Annotated in this window: 18 protein-coding genes and 1 other RNA gene; 10 read left to right on the forward strand and 9 right to left on the reverse strand. The window is 40.0% G+C overall.

Annotation, left to right across the window (positions count from 1 at the left end; translation table 11 throughout):
* The first annotated feature begins 22 nt into the window (after positions 1 to 22).
* Positions 23 to 3427 carry a PAS domain S-box protein gene (locus OU792_RS12160; RefSeq protein ID WP_342453735.1) on the forward strand — a complete coding sequence of 1135 codons (3405 nt, stop codon included), beginning with the start codon at positions 23 to 25 and terminating at the stop codon, positions 3425 to 3427.
* Positions 3428 to 3746: 319 nt separating this feature from the next.
* Positions 3747 to 4130: a response regulator gene (locus OU792_RS12165; RefSeq protein WP_051260659.1), complete on the forward strand. Its 384-nt coding sequence runs from the start codon at positions 3747 to 3749 to the stop codon at positions 4128 to 4130.
* Here the strand turns inward: OU792_RS12165 and OU792_RS12170 are convergent, their stop codons facing one another.
* The gene (locus OU792_RS12170) at positions 4131 to 4736 is read right to left on the reverse strand and encodes an alpha-ketoglutarate-dependent dioxygenase AlkB family protein (RefSeq protein ID WP_026944937.1); all 606 of its coding nucleotides are present in this window, start codon (positions 4734 to 4736) and stop codon (positions 4131 to 4133) included.
* A gap of 93 nt (positions 4737 to 4829) precedes the next feature.
* Between OU792_RS12170 and OU792_RS12175 the strand changes: the two genes are divergently transcribed.
* Complete coding sequence (locus tag OU792_RS12175; protein WP_026944936.1) at positions 4830 to 5237, forward strand: hypothetical protein; 408 nt, start codon at positions 4830 to 4832, stop codon at positions 5235 to 5237.
* Between the two features lies 1 nt (position 5238).
* Here the strand turns inward: OU792_RS12175 and OU792_RS12180 are convergent, their stop codons facing one another.
* Positions 5239 to 5661: a Dabb family protein gene (locus tag OU792_RS12180; protein WP_274670302.1), complete on the reverse strand. Its 423-nt coding sequence runs from the start codon at positions 5659 to 5661 to the stop codon at positions 5239 to 5241.
* 249 nt (positions 5662 to 5910) lie between these two features.
* Here OU792_RS12180 and OU792_RS12185 point away from each other — a divergent pair, with 249 nt between their 5' ends.
* Together OU792_RS12185 and OU792_RS12190 are read left to right on the forward strand one after the other, a co-directional pair.
* A complete protein-coding gene (locus tag OU792_RS12185) occupies positions 5911 to 7074 on the forward strand; it encodes a hypothetical protein (protein ID WP_274670303.1) in 1164 nt (387 codons plus the stop codon).
* A 2-nt stretch (positions 7075 to 7076) separates the two neighbouring features.
* Complete coding sequence (locus OU792_RS12190; RefSeq protein ID WP_134200743.1) at positions 7077 to 8069, forward strand: 2-hydroxyacid dehydrogenase; 993 nt, start codon at positions 7077 to 7079, stop codon at positions 8067 to 8069.
* Positions 8070 to 8117: 48 nt separating this feature from the next.
* Here OU792_RS12190 and OU792_RS12195 read toward each other — a convergent pair whose 3' ends face one another.
* The 7 genes from OU792_RS12195 to OU792_RS12225 form a co-directional block, all read right to left on the reverse strand.
* On the reverse strand, positions 8118 to 8312 hold the full coding sequence (locus OU792_RS12195; protein ID WP_026944932.1) for a cold-shock protein: 195 nt from the start codon (positions 8310 to 8312) through the stop codon (positions 8118 to 8120).
* A 12-nt stretch (positions 8313 to 8324) separates the two neighbouring features.
* Complete coding sequence (locus tag OU792_RS12200; RefSeq protein ID WP_026944931.1) at positions 8325 to 8558, reverse strand: hypothetical protein; 234 nt, start codon at positions 8556 to 8558, stop codon at positions 8325 to 8327.
* 334 nt (positions 8559 to 8892) lie between these two features.
* On the reverse strand, positions 8893 to 10236 hold the full coding sequence (locus OU792_RS12205) for a hypothetical protein (RefSeq protein WP_134200742.1): 1344 nt from the start codon (positions 10234 to 10236) through the stop codon (positions 8893 to 8895).
* Positions 10233 to 11255 (reverse strand): c-type cytochrome, encoded by a 1023-nt coding sequence (locus OU792_RS12210; protein WP_274670304.1) that lies wholly within the window; start codon positions 11253 to 11255, stop codon positions 10233 to 10235. Before OU792_RS12210 ends, OU792_RS12205 begins: the two co-directional genes overlap by 4 nt.
* A gap of 130 nt (positions 11256 to 11385) precedes the next feature.
* The gene (locus OU792_RS12215; RefSeq protein WP_274670305.1) at positions 11386 to 12108 is read right to left on the reverse strand and encodes an acyl-[acyl-carrier-protein] thioesterase; all 723 of its coding nucleotides are present in this window, start codon (positions 12106 to 12108) and stop codon (positions 11386 to 11388) included.
* Complete coding sequence (locus tag OU792_RS12220) at positions 12101 to 13261, reverse strand: MFS transporter (protein WP_134200736.1); 1161 nt, start codon at positions 13259 to 13261, stop codon at positions 12101 to 12103. The genes OU792_RS12215 and OU792_RS12220 overlap by 8 nt, the downstream gene beginning before the upstream one ends.
* A gap of 204 nt (positions 13262 to 13465) precedes the next feature.
* Positions 13466 to 14011, reverse strand: a complete 546-nt coding sequence (locus OU792_RS12225) for a hypothetical protein (protein ID WP_134200734.1) — start codon at positions 14009 to 14011, stop codon at positions 13466 to 13468.
* A 119-nt stretch (positions 14012 to 14130) separates the two neighbouring features.
* On the opposite strand from OU792_RS12225, the gene OU792_RS12230 reads away from it, so the two are divergent.
* The 5 genes from OU792_RS12230 to OU792_RS12250 all read left to right on the forward strand — a co-directional run bounded on the left by OU792_RS12230 (position 14131) and on the right by OU792_RS12250 (position 16688).
* Positions 14131 to 14739 (forward strand): hypothetical protein, encoded by a 609-nt coding sequence (locus tag OU792_RS12230; protein WP_134200732.1) that lies wholly within the window; start codon positions 14131 to 14133, stop codon positions 14737 to 14739.
* Between the two features lie 155 nt (positions 14740 to 14894).
* Positions 14895 to 14981: signal recognition particle sRNA small type (ffs, locus tag OU792_RS12235), an RNA gene on the forward strand.
* Between the two features lie 105 nt (positions 14982 to 15086).
* Positions 15087 to 15746, forward strand: coding sequence for a fructose-6-phosphate aldolase (gene fsa / locus OU792_RS12240; protein WP_134200730.1), 660 nt, complete (start codon positions 15087 to 15089; stop codon positions 15744 to 15746).
* A 24-nt stretch (positions 15747 to 15770) separates the two neighbouring features.
* The gene (locus OU792_RS12245) at positions 15771 to 15974 is read left to right on the forward strand and encodes a fructose-6-phosphate aldolase (protein WP_134200728.1); all 204 of its coding nucleotides are present in this window, start codon (positions 15771 to 15773) and stop codon (positions 15972 to 15974) included.
* Positions 15975 to 15977: 3 nt separating this feature from the next.
* A complete protein-coding gene (locus OU792_RS12250; RefSeq protein ID WP_134200726.1) occupies positions 15978 to 16688 on the forward strand; it encodes a cell division ATP-binding protein FtsE in 711 nt (236 codons plus the stop codon).
* Positions 16689 to 16831 lie beyond the last annotated feature (143 nt).

Here is a 16831-nt window from a genome sequence, read left to right on the forward strand (position 1 = left end):
GTCACTAGCTGTCTAAGAATATTTGGCTACGTGTAGGATTCCGAAGAGTCATATTGATTTATTTGAAGATTGGCTCGACACCCACCTCCGAGGAGAGATCATGCAAATTGATAATGTGGCAGAGCTATCTGATGAGTTGGGAATTAAAGAGATTTTAGCTTCTCAGGATATCCAAAGCCTTGTCGCAGTCCCAATCATGCATGAGGGGAAACCATGGGGATTTATAGGAATTGATTCAGTAAGAGTGCAGCATACTTTTACAGAGAATGAGATCAATCTGGTGAAAGTATTTGCTGCCATGCTGGAAAATATTCATCAAAAATTCCAGAATCTCAATAGTTTGAATGAGAGGATCAAAGAACTGTCCTGTATCTTCAAAATCTCGGATTTAACCCAAAAGAAAGATCAAACATTAGAGGAGTTTTTTTCGGAGATAGTGGAAATTCTCCCATCTGGCTTTTTGTTTCCGAAAGAGACTAGTGCAAAATTAATTTACGATGAGCAGGAGTTTGAAAATTCAGGATTCAAGCCTTCAAAAAACATCTTATCAAGAAGCACTTCTCTGGAGGAATCCAAGTGTTTGAGTCTTGAAATCCACATACCCGAAAAAAAGTTTTTTTTAGATGAAGAAAAGCAATTGGTCAAAGGAACCCTTTTGATTATTCAGAAACATCTGGAAAATCAGCTGCACCTTGCTATCATCAAAAAAAATGGTGAAGAACTTCAAAATATTTTAAGCTCCCAGACCAACTACCTTGTACGATTTGATCAAAACTTTGAAATAACCTTTGCTAACAACAAATTTATTCAAAGCTATGAGAGAGAAATAGGCCCTAGACCTGAAAACACATCAATTTCATTTTTTGAGGTCATCGCTGAATCTAATAAAAACTTACTACAGGAATGTATTTCAAAAGCATCCCAAAAACCAGGAGAGATCATCACGAGCGAGTTAGCATGCTCCAAAGAGGGCGATCTCCAAAAAATCTTTCTCTGGGAGTTTGTCTGCATTAATAAAGAAACAATTCAACAATTTGAAATACAGGGTATTGCGGTAGACATCACTCTCCAAAAACAAGCTGAAAATGCTCTAGCAGCAAGTGAAGAACGCTTTAGAAGCATTGCCGATAATTCGGGTTCCGTTATTTGGGAAGTGGATGCTACCGGACGGTATACTTATTTAAGCGCTGCCTGCCACCGTGTTTATGGTTACCTCGAAAAAGAATTATTAGGCAAATATTTCTTTGATATTTTTCCTGAAAATAAACGAGAAGAATTTAAAAAGATAGGTATTCAACTATTGGAAAAAGGAGGAGATATTCAAGCCTTCGAAAACCCCATCCAGAAGAAAAACGGGGAAACTATTTGGGTAAATACCTATGCTTCTCCTATCCTGGATGACCAAGGAAACCTAGTGGGATACAGAGGAGCGGACAGTGACATCACAGCGGAGAAAAACGCCAAAGAAGAACTCCTCAAATTCGAAATCATTTCAGATCAGGCTCATCAAGGAAATGTCATTATCGATGTGGATGGAAAAATAACCTACTGCAATGAGGCTTTTGCCTTAATGCATGGATATCAACAGAGTGATTTGATAGGTCAAAAAATTCAGTTGCTTCATACACCAGATCAATTAGAATTTCTAGAAAGAGAGTTATATCCCAATGATTTAAAAAACAGAGAATTTAAATTCAAGGAGTTAAAAAGAAAACGAAAAGATGGAAGTATTTTCCCTTCTATTTCATCATCTAAGCCAATCTTTGACGAATCTGGCAAGCGAATTTTCAATGCAGGTTGGGTCATCGATATTTCAGAGAAAAAAGAACAAGAGGAACGGCTTTTTGCAATTTTGGATGCTATTCCTGATATGATATTTGTCAATGATCGTGAAGGGAACTACTTAGAGCATTATGACTCCAAAAGCGGAAGTGAGATTGGTGATTTCAGCCACTTAGTGGGACAAACAATTGGTGATGTTTTTGACCCAAAATGGACCAAACTACATCTTAAGAAAATCGGTGAATGTCTAGATACTGGCACTTTGGTCACTTATGAATATCCTCTAGCCATTCAAAATGAGGATAAATTCTTTGAGAGTAGAGTGGTCAAGTTGAGTGACACAAAGGTTCTCCGGTTTATTAGGGATATTAGTCAACGAATCCGTTCTGAAAAAGAGATTCAAAACCTCAATCAAACACTAGAAGAAAAGATAAAAATTCGAACTCAAGAGCTCGAGAGAGCAAACTTATCACTCGAAGAAGCAAAATTAGAGGCCGAAAAAGCCAATAAAGCCAAGAGTGAATTCCTGTCGCGAATGAGCCACGAGCTTCGCACACCGATGAACGCGATTTTAGGTTTTGCTCAATTGCTTGAACTGACTCCACTTACAGAAAAGCAGCTAAAAAACCTGGAATATATTCTCAAAGGTGGCCAACATCTGCTAAGTCTGATAAATGAGATTTTAGATCTATCCAAAATAGAAGCTGGTAAGATCAAAATGAAAGTAGAACCAATTGATCTCAATGAGATTTTGGAAGAAACCATTCAGACTGTTCAGCCATTTCTAATAAAAAAATCAATCCATCTGATCAAGAATCAATCAGAGTCACTTTTTGTATTAGCCGACTGGCAAAGGTTAAAGCAAGTATTTCTTAACATTCTTAACAATGCTATCAAATACAATAAAGCCAATGGGAAAATTGAAATTTCTCAATTTGAGGTTTTAGATAGGGAGCACAGTAAAATACGGATAGAAATAAAAGATACTGGAAAGGGGATTCGAAAAGAGGATTTCCCTAAGCTTTTCGAGCCATTCGAACGAATTGGGGCCGAAATGACGGAAACTGAAGGTACGGGATTAGGCCTTGCCGTGGTGAAAAAACTTCTCGAATTGATGCAGGGTGAAGTAGGTGTGGAAAGTGTTTTGGGACTAGGAAGTACATTTTGGATAGAGCTCCCCTTAGCACTTAATCAAAGCCAACCGACTTCTGTGAATAGTATAACAGGAAATAATAAAGGCGAAGAAATTGAAATAAAGAAAGGCACAGTTATCTATATTGAGGACAATATTTCAAACATTCAATTAGTCGAAGAGATTTTTGAAACTACGCTTCCCGAAATTGCTTTGGTTACTGAAAACTATGGTCAGGAAGGGATAAAGTCCTGTTCCAGGATTTTACCGGATTTGGTTCTACTGGATATTCATCTTCCCGATATTTCAGGAACCCAAGTTCTTTCTGAGTTAAAATCGAATCCATTGACCAGAGATATTCCAGTCATTATCCTGACTGCCGATGCACAGACTGCCAACTCGGAAAGCTTAAAAAGTAAAGGGGCTTTTGCGATTCTTTCTAAACCTTTCTATGTGCCTAGCTTTATCAGTTTGGTGAAAAAGAGCTTAGAGATAAAAGCAAATCAATCATGATCTAGAGAATTATTCTCAGTAAAGACATAATGATATTCTAAATCCAAATTAGGAATACCAGTGGAGTGAAACATATTTAGCAAAAATTGTAGAAGGAAAAAACGGTATTCCTACGTCAAAAATGCAATATATTAGAAAACCGAGAAATAAGATATTCTCAAAAATTTGATAAAAGGCTTTCTTGAAAAAACATTTTTGCACAATTTGAAAAGATGCCGCTTTTCAAAAAAAGAAATTTTGTCTAAATCGCCTTTTTATAGACTGGTAATTTGAAATTTGATTAGAAATGCCCGGATGCATTAAAATATAAAAACAGAAAATGACAAACTTTGACCTCTTGATCGTCGACGATGATCCTGCTTTTCGAAAAATCCACGAAGCACTCGTTAGACGTTCAGAATTCCATGATGCCCCTGTTCTACTAGAAAATGGCCAAACAACAATTGAATACCTAGAGTCTAATCCTAGCGGCAACAAACTCCTCCTTCTTGACATTTTTATGCCAGTAGTGGATGGTTGGGCAGTTCTAGACTATATCGAAGAGCTCAAAAAACCTGAATCAATCAAGGTTATCTTAATCACATCTTCGGTCAATAAGAGTGATAAAGTCAAAGCCATGGATTACGTAAGTGTAATCGAATATATTGAAAAGCCGCTTGTCGAAGATTACCTTCGAATGCTGAAAAATCAATTCCTATTCTAATTATCGAATCAGGCGGAAGGTCAGATTAATTCTTTCGCCTGATACTTTTTTTGATTTGGGGATTTGATGCTCCCAATGATCCTGACAAGCCCCCTTCATGAGCAAAAGACTTCCATGTCCCAGCTCAATTTGTAGCTTTTCTTTTTTGTCCACATAGTTTCGAAATTGAAATCTGCGGGGAACCCCAAAACTTACCGAAGCGATTACAGGCTCAGGTCCTAGACTTGCTTCATTATCTCGATGCCATCCCATAGAATCTTGACCATCGCGGTAGAAATTCAGTAAAACATGAGAAAATCTCGCTTCAGCCACTTCCTCCACTTTACCTTTGATTTCAAGAAGAGTTTTGGACCAAGGAATCGGCTCCATCGTAATCCCTGAATAGCTGTAAGTAACACTCTCGTCACCATAGAGGGCTGTTAACCGAGGTTGCATCACTTTTTTTCCAAACATCCAAATGGCCTCATGCTTCCAGGAAATATCATCTCGGAGGATATTGAAATACTCATCAGCTTTTGTTATTTCAAAAAGACTATCAAAGTAAAGCACTTCACCACTGTGAGGTAATAAGTTTTTTGTATCAAACGGAAACAAGTTAGCCATCATAATGCTCAAACTCGATATCAATTAGCCTGTTTAAAAATACCTACAGAAAATAATTTTTCGACAGACTGATTATATTTGATAAAAATCAGTGTTATGAAGAAATTTGGCTGGATAGTAGGAATTTTCCTCATCGTTTTCCTTTCTGTATTCATGTGGTGGAAATACTTTTTCGTTTTTGGAGAAGGTGTCAAAGCCGGATCTCTAAACTATTTCGTAAAGAAAGGAGTGGTTTTCAAAACTTATGAGGGCAGAGTAGTACAAGAGGGCTTCCAAAGCCCAACTGCAGGCGCATTGCAAAGTAATGAGTTTCGGTTTTCCGTGATTGACGAAGAGGTAGCACTACAGCTTGAGCGATCCTCTGGAAAATTCGTAGAACTCAGATACAAAGAATACAACGGAATGCTACCCTGGAGAGGTGCCAGTAATTTTATCGTCACAGAAGTGCTGGACGTAAAGGAGTCAGGCAAGACCTCTACCTCAGGGGTACCTTTCGATCAATAAATCAAGGCCGAGTCCAGTAGTCTACTACCAAAACCTCCTTTAGGTGCGGACCTAGTATTTCACCAAACTTCTGATGAGCAGGATGCGGTAAGTAGGCATCTCTGTCTTCATTGGAGTGAAAAGTGAGCGTAAAGGCATGCGTCAATCCTCTGTTCAACCCCTCAGGACTTGAATTTTCTCCCCATTCAAAGGATTGGATACCAGGAATGTCATTTTGAAGATTTCTAAAAGCATCAATTACCATTTGGATATCTTCTGGAGAAGAAGAGTCTTTAAATGAAAAGTAAACCGCATGTCTTAATACAGAATCCGGTTCATTTTGTACGGTAACTTGATTTTCACTCATTTGATCGGCATTGTTTTCAGGGTTTTGACAAGCAAAAGCAAATAACAGAAAGGCAATTAATCCAAGGTTCTTCATCATATGGGTTTCTTTATTAGGTTTTTCATTGATAGGTTTCAAACTCACTCGCAAACATTTTAATAATTCGGTAGTGTGAGCAAAAGCAAAATCAAATTAATCAAAAATATTGATCCGCCATCTTGGTTTTTGAAGTAAGTCTAATTACCTTAAATTAAATTTAAATAGTAAAACTATTTTATAAATAGAAATGAATTGTAACCTCCCTCCTACAAGGAGAAGGTTATGACTGACGAAAACTGATAAAAACAGATGAAAAACACCCTCCCCTACTTCTTGACTTTGATTTTTTTAGCTTCTTGCGGCCAAAATGAGACAAAGGAAACCGAAACGAGTATTTCCGAGTATTCAATTACAAAAATTGATTCTTTCGAGGTAAATAATTTAACCCGGGTATTTATTCGGGATTACTCAGCAGAACTAGACAGGTATTTTGGCTATGCCATGGTCGAAGATGATCTTTTGGAGATTTCTGGCGAGGGTGAAATCATCAAACGGACTCATAAAAAAGGTGACGGTCCTGGACTTTATGGTAACTGGAATCCAATTGGAATCAGTTTTGGACCAGAGCAAGAACGAATCGTAGAGTTGCCATTTCAGATACTTTCCTATGATTCTACGTACTCTGTGATTCATAGCCAGCGCATCCAGTCACCACTGCCGATTCGAACCTTTGGCCCCATGGGCCGAACGGAATACTTCCAAAATTCTGATAGTACTTTTTACCTAGTTGGGCCTAGCAATTATCTTTCTTCCCATTACTTGATTCAAAATGAAGAAGGTCGGGACACCTTGAAGAACTTTTACAAAATCCATATTCAATCAGGGGATATGAAATCCATCATCCCCTATCGCGAATCAAGTCCCTACCGACAAACTGACAATATTTATCAGGAATTAATGACTAAAAGCTTTCTGGTCGATCATGAAAAGCAGGAACTACTTATCCTTCATGCTCTCTCGAAGGAAATAGAAGTCTACAACTTACCTGCCTTGGATTTTTCCCGGAGCATACCAATTACCCACTCAGAATTTGTTGAATATTCCCCTGTCCCATTAGGAACCATGGGAAATGATGACCGAATCAAACCGCTACGCTTCATGGCAGGGCGAAATCAAAATTTGATCAAAGTAGATTCCGATACTTATCTGATCAAATATTTTTCAGGAGTATCCGAAGCTGAATATGAAACACGAATAGCCAATGATGCCACCTACCTTCCCAGTTCTGACCCTGAAGAACAGGCCATATTGATCATCAAAAATGGAAAGCAAGTAAGTCAGGAGCTTTCAGGAATTGCAGGTAGTATTTTATTTGGCCTAGGTGATGGCAAGTTTTTGGTTCAGGAACCTGAAAATCAAGAAGTAGAGGAAGAAAAAACCCGCTTTTCTATCTACCAAATCAAAAGTTCATAATCATGCGAATAGCCTTCTTTAGTACCAAAAAATACGACCAGGACAGCTTCTCCTCTTTGGTCAAAGATTATGGTTTTCAGATCGATTTTCTGGAGGCAAAACTCGATCATCAATCAGCTATGTTAGCACAAGGACATGATGTAGTATGTGCATTTGTCAATGATCAAATCGATTCTAAAACGCTAGAAATACTTTCGAAGGAAAGAGTCAAATTGATTGCGCTTCGATGTGCAGGATATAATCAAGTGGATCTAGAAAAAGCGAAGGAACTGGGAATCCGAATAGTCAGAGTGCCTGCATATAGCCCAGAGGCAGTCGCCGAGCATACTTTTGCACTCATCCTGACCCTCAGTCGCAAAACCCATAAAGCCTATAACCGAGTCCGAGAATCAAACTTTTCCCTCGAAGGGTTGACAGGATTTAATATTTTTCAAAAAACCGTCGGAGTCATCGGTACAGGAGCAATTGGTAGAGCATTTTGTAAAATCGCACTAGGATTTGGCTGCAAAGTATTGGCATTCGATGTCTTGGAAAATGCCGAAATGAAAAAAATCGGTGTTCAATATTGTTCGTTAGACAAGCTATTTGCCCACTCCCAAATCATTTCCCTACATTGCCCCTTGACTCCTGACACCCATCACATCATCAATAAGAAGGCGATGGAAAAAATGAAGGACGGCACCATGCTGATCAATACTTCAAGAGGTGCACTTATCGACACGAAGGCTGTGATTTCTGCTTTGAAAAAGGGAAAAGTGGGCTTTTTGGGAATCGATGTCTATGAGCAGGAGGAGGACCTTTTTTTCCAAAATCTATCCGAACAGATCCTTAAAGACGATCAGATTTCCCGCTTGATGACCTTTCCCAACGTATTGATTACAGGTCATCAGGCTTTTTTGACCAAGGAAGCCCTTCATCAAATCGCCTTCACCACCCTCGAAAATATAGCCGCTTTTGCTTCAGACTCCGAGCTTGTAAATGAGGTAAAAGCATAAAAAAAGCCCTGAACTAGAAAGTCCAAGGCTCGCTCATTGTATTGGAAATTATCTTACCACCTTTACATTGACGGCATTCATTCCTTTCTTCCCTTCGATGACATCAAAGGTAACCTTGTCATTTTCTCTGATCTCGTGTACCAAGCCAGTGTGATGTACAAATACATCATCGCCATTGTCAGCTGGTGTGATAAAACCAAAGCCTTTGGTTGTGTTAAAGAATTTTACTGTTCCTTCATTCATGATTACTACTGTTTACTGTGATTTATTGGAGTTTTGTTGATTACTTTTTTTGCCTTTAGGATCTTCGGGTTCGGGAGGAGTTTCGGAGAAATTGCCGAACTCATCTACATACATAATCATGTCCTCAAGCTTTCCACTTTTCGGCTGATCCTTCCGGGCTTGCATTTTTTCTTTCTTTTCTTTCTTTTTTCGTCTTTTCAGTTCAGCTTTTTGCTTTTTGATAAAGGTGTTCTGATTTTTTGACATGTATTAGTTTTAGGTTACAGAAAGAGCCATTAACCGTCTGGTCAAGGCAGAAGCTCCAGACTTTTCAAATTGAAAAACAAGAAACGGGAATTTAACAGGGCACTGTTTATTCTGATACAGAAAAAGTAGATCAGAAAGCGAAAACCTTGGGGGCACTTACGCCGAGGGATACTACTCAGGCAGGTTTAAAAACCAATTACTAAACTATTTCAACGTGAAGGTCCTATCTTGGCGGAACTTCTGGTTTCAAATGTCAGCAGAAGTTTTTGTTTTTCCTAATTTTTAAAAAAATCTAATTTTTCCCAAACTCCCTGAAAGACAAAAGATTCAGTGTTTATTGAATTCTAAAATTTGCAATTAAGTTGACATGAAGCAAGCCCACTTTATTGTATCGCTGACCTGCTGTCAAACCATCAGCATTCAAGGCTTCCTTATTCATCATGAGCAAATGGAAATCCATCTTCGGGGTGCTTGATGGTCTGTATTTCACCCCAAGATTAATCTGCCGATAAGAGGGTAAAGCATATTTATTTGCCGCTGCATTCTCAACCTCAGGCAACCAATGAAATCCCAAATGGCCATAAACTGTCCAATTAGCCGAAGGATAAAACTCAGCCAAAAAAGTGGTCGCTGTCAAACTTTCAAAGCCTTCGTTTCGCTCTCTTGGAATGAATGTAAACCAAGCGTCTTTACCCCACTCTCTAGGACTTAGCCACCTGCCATTTCCACCAGTTTTTGTGAAAGCAGAAATCAGTTTCCACTTTTTGATTTGCAAACCTCCCTGAGCAGAAAATGCCCAATTTTGATCCATCGGATCTTTATACCTCAAGATCGGATCAGGATTTCCTCCCTCCCCTATTCCATATTGAAAACCTGCCTGAGCACCCAATATCCAATTAAGCTCCTTTGAAGAATTCGTCAAATTATAATTCCACTCAGCCCAAAAAGTAGAGGAGATATTTTGAGCTAATGTCTGTGATAAGCTAAACTTGTGGTCATTGGTATGAAAGTCTACCTGCAGAACACTCACAAAATCACTTTGGGTGTTTCCTACATATTGTGAGGGGGATCCATTCAGGTCGCGACCACTTCCATAAATACCGATTGACTCTCCGATAGGAAGATACCGATTTGTACCCCTGACGAGAAAACGATTGATATACCATCCAGAGAATTTCCATTTTGAATTGGGAGTAAAACTGGCCGAAGCCCCTTCCATCAGTGTAGGAGCCAATCGTCCATCAGCAGGATTGACCCAAGCGGTATTAATCCCCATCCGCCCAATAGCTAAATGCCACTTCTCAGTTTGATAGCTTACATTTAAAAGTTCTAAGGTCCCAAAAAGATCCTTTCCAGGCTCTAAATAATTGAAAAGACCTGTTTCGTATCGATTAGATTGGCCGGAAATCGGATCTACCTCCCAAATATCCGAACTCCAAATATTGGCAAAACCACGATACGCGGCTTGAATTTTCCATCGATCTGAAATTGTCCCTTTGACTCCCAAAGAAAGGGAAGAACCTAAGGCATAGTCATCCTTGAACTCACTGGAATACGAAGTGCTCATCCAAAAAGTCCGCCAATGAACTGTCGGCTGGATATCCAGCTTATTTTCTTTGACTTGACTGTGGGATAAAAAAGGAAGGAAGAATAAAATCAGGTAAGCGCTAAACCTCATTGAGTGGAAGCTTTTGCTTCTTGAATAGGTTTAAATGGACCGTATTTGTGCTGCTGCTCTGAGAACGGATCGCTGTAAGGCCCAAACGGATGATCCATCGGTTTTTTGGAGATATCGGGCCAATCACCAGTCAAATCTTTACTAGGTCGCTCAAGGCTATTGACATAAGCAGCCACATCCCAAGCATCCTCATCTGACATCAAGGGATTTTCATAAGTCGCTCCAAGTGGCATATTGGCCTTGACATAGCCCGCAAATCTGGATAATCTGTAAAGTCCGGCTCCTTGATTGTAGCTATTTGGACCCCACAGCGGAGGATAGATATAACCACTTCCATCAGCCTTTGCTATTCCCTGACCATCTGCTTGATGGCAGCTTTGGCATTGGCTATCGTAGACCGTTTTACCTCTCACAGGATCAGCGGCTCGATCTAAGAGCGGTAATGCATAGATTCCGGCCCCTTTTGGCTTTTCACCCTTAGGCACACCCTGTCCCAGCCATTCCATATAGGCTACCATGGCGATCATTTCTTTGGAATCACGCTCAAGACCTTGACCATTCAAGCTCCGCTCAAAGCAATCATTGATTCGCTTCGGAATATCTTCAGATTTCCCTGATCGAGCTCTTACTTTGGGATATGTGGCCAATGCTGCCCCATAGTTATTTCCTAAAGGAGCGGTCCCTGCATTGAGGTGACAGTTTTGGCAATTAAGGCCATTGGATATCTTCCGTACACTTCCATTTGGCCCCAAGTAAGCTGCTGTATTTGCAATCAATTCCCGCCCATATTTGATATCCGCTGCATTAGCTTCCGCATCGACAGTTGACCAATCAGGAGCTGTCCACATTCCGACGGGATCCATCAGTGCTTTACTTTTAGGCTCTGGAACTACTGCTGCTGCTAAAACTTGCTCATCCCCTGTTCCAAATTCAGGCAATTGCACACCAGCATAGGATAAATAAATTACCACACCTATGACTGCTACCAGGGATGTAACCAAAGCCAATAATCCGACCATCAGGCCGATTAATTTTATGAATGTTTTGCCGAGTTGATCCATTTTCATTTCTAATCTAAAAACAAAAATCGAGAATCATTCCCTATTGGTGCTGTGACTTGGATCACATGATCAGATAGATCTTTTAAAATCAAATCTTAACGACAGCTGAAAACACCTTCTTTTCGCCCACCTGACCCAAAATCTGAAGCTCAGAATCCAGCCTTTTAATGAAAAAATCTACTTGATCTCCCAAAAAACATTCCGCTAAATAGTTGATGGATAGAGATTCAATTTTTAAGCCTTCTTCCTGCATGAAATCCTCCACCCACCTGATATAGCTTGTGTTATTGACGTGATTTTGCAAGTCTAAATCTGATGCACATACCTTGATTCCGGTTGCAGACTTCTCAAGCGATTTCAACCGATGTCGCTCAGGAATCCATGCGGGTTTTGAATTAACTTTGAAAAGATGATCAGGCAAAGCCTTTTCCGGCGCAATGATTTTTTTGCTTTGACTATCCAACAAAAGCCAGCTACTCATCCCTGCGGCAAGTGTTTTTCCTTTATCCCCTAGCATCAAAAACTCCCTAAAAGCAAAGAGCCCTTCTACTCCCCGACCAGCTGTGAAAATTTCCACCTGATCTCCCCAACTCGGTAAATCTTCACATTTGATTTCAAAGCGGGAAAGAACCCACATCTGATTAGCTTCTTGGAGTATTCTACCAAAATCTGCTGAATCCGCATGTCTCCAAGCTACTTCCTGAAAGAGATCCTCCAAATCCTTCCATCGAAGCTTTCCATCGGGATTGACTTGGAATGAACCTATTTCGAACACTTTACTAAACTGAAATGACTCGGACTTACTACTCATGCATAAATGGTTTTGGATTAAAAACCTCAGTTCTGATCGTTGATAAAAGTGCGATTCCCAATCCATTAACTGCTATTAATGAAAAGGATGTCTTTAAATTGAAAAGATCGGCAATAAATCCAATCAAGGGAGGACCTATCAAAAAACCGAAAAATGAAAGCGTCGACACTATCGCCAAAGCCACTCCAGGTGAATAAAGAGTTGATCTTCCGGCGACGCTGTAGGAAATCGGGACTATGGAAGCAACTCCAAAACCAACCAATAAGAAACCTATCGTAGCCCAAAGCAATACCGGTGCTAATACCGAAATCAAAAGACCCGAGAAAATCAAAACACCGCTGAATCTCAAAACGGGTACTTTTCCAAAACGCTGAATAATCCGATCAGAAATAAAACGCCCAGATGCCATCGTGCCCATAAAGGCCACATACCCTAAAGTGATCCATTCGGCAGGCGCTTCCACTACTTTTTTGAAATACACCCCACTCCAATCAAACATACAACCCTCTGTCATCATTCCCAGAAATGAAATCAGGCCCACTCTTAGCAATAGCGCATCCGGTCTTTTCAATACAAGCCCTCCTCCATCTCCTCTGGATTTTTCCTCCTTGATGTATGGCCGAGTACTCAAAATGATAGCAGCGGAAATAAAGGCCACAAACAAATAATGGTAAAAAGGAATCCAGCCTAGGCCAATCATCACTGCACCTATCCCTGCCCCTACAAATCCTGCTGAACTCCAAAGTCCATGAAAAGAAGCCAAGATACTTCTACCCATCTCATCTTCGAAGTCAAGCGCCTGCGTGTTGAGTGCAATGTTCATGATATTCCCAAGCATACCAAAGAATACCAAAACGACAATCAGCATCCAGAGTGAAGGACTAAGCCCTATCAGGGGCAAACTGAATGCATATAAAAAACTACCCCAAAGAATAACCGAACGGCTCCCATAGTGGTGGACCACCCATCCAGCAATCGGTAAACCTATCATGGACCCTATGGGCAGAAAAAGCAAAATACTTCCCAGCTGTCCTTCGGAAAGATCAAACTTTGCCTGAATATCAGGAATACGGGCTGCCCAGCTGGCAAAACATAGGCCCAAGAAGAAAAACATGCTGCCTAAAGCAATGCGGCGACGCAATAAAGACTTCATAAGATAGGTTTGAGGAATCGGACTGCAAATTACGGATTTTATACCGCTTGTAAAGATTCGTATCCCCTCTCAAACTATTCATGATTAGCAGAGTTAAATCGGAAAGTCAAATCATGGAATTTATTATCGTAGGCGGCATCATCCTGACCGTTATTTTTCTGATTCGTTTTATCATCCAACGGGTATTTGGAAAGCCTTAAGTCCTTAAGATTCTTTCCCTCCACTTCCTTTAAATTGATCTTCCTTGTAGGCAAAAAGCACATTGAAAGTAGTCAATGAGCCATAGCATCTAGTAATGTATTGTTGTAAATGAACCCGATCTTCATCGTCTAATTTAGGGTGATTATTGATGTTTTGCTCTAAAACCCGAAGCTTTTCCCGGACCATGACTACCTTATGGAAAAAAGTATCAATGGGAATTTCCTTATTCTGCAAACCCTCATCACCGGGATAAATCACCACTTTGCCTCCAATCCATTTCCCTCCTAACGGGACGATAGGCATTCGCTCTGAAGTCTGAATCAGTGCCTCTCTGATGGCCTTTTCGACATCCTTTTGTGTTAATATTGGAAAATCCGGTTTTTTGGCCTCTTCGATTTCAAAGCCATCGTAATCCCTTGCGAGTGTTTTTATTTCCTCCGTATTGTAAAAATAGATCTTGTAGTAGCTTTCATCCGCTGATAAAATCATCCCAAGTCCAAACTTGGGATGTCGTAATTTGCTTCCTGGAGCGAGTTCACTGGTGGACATATCTTAGATTATTGTGTTTGAAGTGGTCTAAAATAGAAATAAATTGGTTTTCAAATATCAAGTATTACTCCAATAAGTAACATTTTGGAATCTCAATCATTTCTTGGAAAAACTGAATTATGAAGCCCAGACAAAAAAGAATACTACTCAATCTAATTGCTATTTTTCTTGGCTTTACCTTTTTCGGTGCAGGTATGAGTAAGCTTTTTGCTGATCATCAGTTTATCGGCTGGATAGGTCCGACTTGGCTAGTGGAGCGCCTCGAAGAGTACGGATTGGGTTTTTACGGGAAGTTCATAGCCTACTCACAGGTACTCATTGGCTATCTGCTGATCACTACCCGATACAAATTGATAGGGGCAGTCATGCTGGTTCCTATGCTTTTGAATATACTAATGATTACGATTTCGCTTGAATGGAGAGGCACTCCTTATGTATTGGTCTTTCTTCTTTTTTTGAATGGCCTTATCCTTTGGCACTACCGAGACTTTTGGTATATACTTTTACATGAAGGTAATGGGGATAAAAGAATTCGCTTGAAAGGGAATAAAACCCCATTTGGGGACGCTGTTTGGTTTATAGGCTTAACTCTTCAATTTTTGGCTATTTCGGTGTCTTTTCATCAAATATGGATTGGGTTAGCACTCTCATTAATCGGCTTGGTCATATCACTTCTTTCATTTCGTCTTGATCAGATAAATTCAGTTAGAAAAGCTGAGATTACCTGAATTTTCGATTCAGAAAAATTCAATTTCATAAACACGCAAATTTCATTTATCCCCAACATAAAGAGCCTCAGCTTACTAGATTCCTGTTCAGGTTTTTCAGGGATAATCTTAGAAGAAAAAATTGGATTGAGTGGAATTTGCCGTATCTTTGCGCCCTAGCGGCACGACCAGCTCCTGCCAAATCCCCCAGGTCCGGAAGGAAGCAAGGGTAGGCGGTTGTAGCGGTGCGATGCCGCTTCTTTTTTTGCCCTTTTTTGGCTGTAGATTTTAGGATTTCAGTTCCTTATCCTGATTTAAATTTTAACTTTGTCAGATAGCCTAAATCTAATCCGAAAAACCATTATCCTATGAAATTCTTTATCGATACCGCCAATCTTTCCGAAATTCAAGAAGCTTATGACCTTGGTGTATTAGACGGTGTCACCACCAATCCCTCACTGATGGCCAAAGAAGGCATATCTGGGGATGAAGCCGTAAAAGCTCATTACAAAGCAATCTGCAATATCGTAGATGATAAAGTTAGTGCAGAAGTGATTGCTACCGATTTTGACGGAATGATTCGTGAAGGAAAGGAGCTTGCTAAAATTGATGACAAAATCGTGGTGAAAATCCCGATGATCAAAGAGGGGGTCAAAGCCATCAAATACTTTCACAGTGAAGGAATCAGAACCAATTGCACCTTGGTTTTCTCAGCCGGTCAGGCACTTCTAGCTGCGAAGGCAGGAGCTTCCTACCTTTCTCCTTTTATCGGGCGTTTGGATGATATTTCTTTTGATGGACTGGAGCTTATCCAGCAAATCGTACACATTTATCGGACCTATGATTTTCAGACTGAAGTGCTTGCAGCAAGTATCCGTCACACTATGCACTTGATCAAATGTGCTGAAATCGGTGCAGACGTAGTCACTTGTCCCCTGAAGGTAATCACCGGTCTATTAAATCACCCATTGACGGATAAGGGTCTGGCACAGTTTCTGGCAGACCATGCAAAGGTAGCCGGAAAATAAATTGAATAACCAAGGAAGCGATCCATGTACATCATCAAAGTAAAAGGCAAGGCCAAAATCCCGGATTATATACAAATACGGGATGAGAATTTCGTTCTAGTGGCCTATTTCCGTGCTGATCGACCTATGAAAAATCCGGAGAAATTTGGATTAGAAGGGAAGGAAGAGGCCCTTCAAAAATTGATCGATGAGTTGCCTTTTGGAAAACTTCAAAAACTGGAATTGTAATTAATGGATTTTAGCAAAGACCCTGTACTTAAAGTTGAAAAAGTGACTGTTTTTCAGGGAGTAGATCCTGTGCTCTCAGATGTGTCTTTTGCTGTAGAGCAACATGAATTCGTGTTCCTCATTGGGCAAACTGGAAGTGGTAAAAGTTCCCTTCTCAAAACACTCTATGCTGATTTGCCTTTGAAGTCAGGCTCGGTTGAGATTGCAGGATTCGACCTGAATAAGATAAAATCCAATGAAATTCCTTTCTTGAGAAGAAAACTTGGAATTATTTTCCAAGATTTTCAACTATTCAATGATAGAACAGTCGCAGAGAATTTGGCCTTTGTCATGAAAGCGACCGGCTGGAAAGACAAAGTGAAAATCAAAGAGCGAATGGCAGAAGTCTTATTGCTTGTAGGTTTACATAACTCCTCTAGCAAAATGCCTCATCAACTCAGTGGCGGAGAACAGCAACGTGTGGTAATTGCAAGAGCTTTGCTTAATGAGCCATCTATTCTGCTTGCAGATGAACCTACAGGAAACCTAGATCCAGATGTGGCAGATGGTATTTTTAAACTCTTCCAAGAGATCAATAAAAAAGGAACAGCTATCTTGATGGCAACCCATAATCATGACTTGCTTCGTAAGTACCCCTATCGAGTACTCAAATGCGAAAAAGGAAAACTACTTGATAGTCAGACACACGACGTTTCTTTCGGATCAAGTTACTAATTATAACAAGGCCTAGCTCTCTTACGTTATCAGATAAATATATTCGCTTTAATACCAAAAGAACTATTTGCCGTTCTAAGTTTCCGTAAACAATTTCCGAAGATTTCGATCTTTAGAATTTTATCTCTTGAGCAGGGGTAATT

Origin of the sequence: Algoriphagus sp. NF (assembly GCF_028823735.1) — a bacterium.
GTDB classification, from domain to species: Bacteria; Bacteroidota; Bacteroidia; order Cytophagales; family Cyclobacteriaceae; genus Algoriphagus; species Algoriphagus marincola.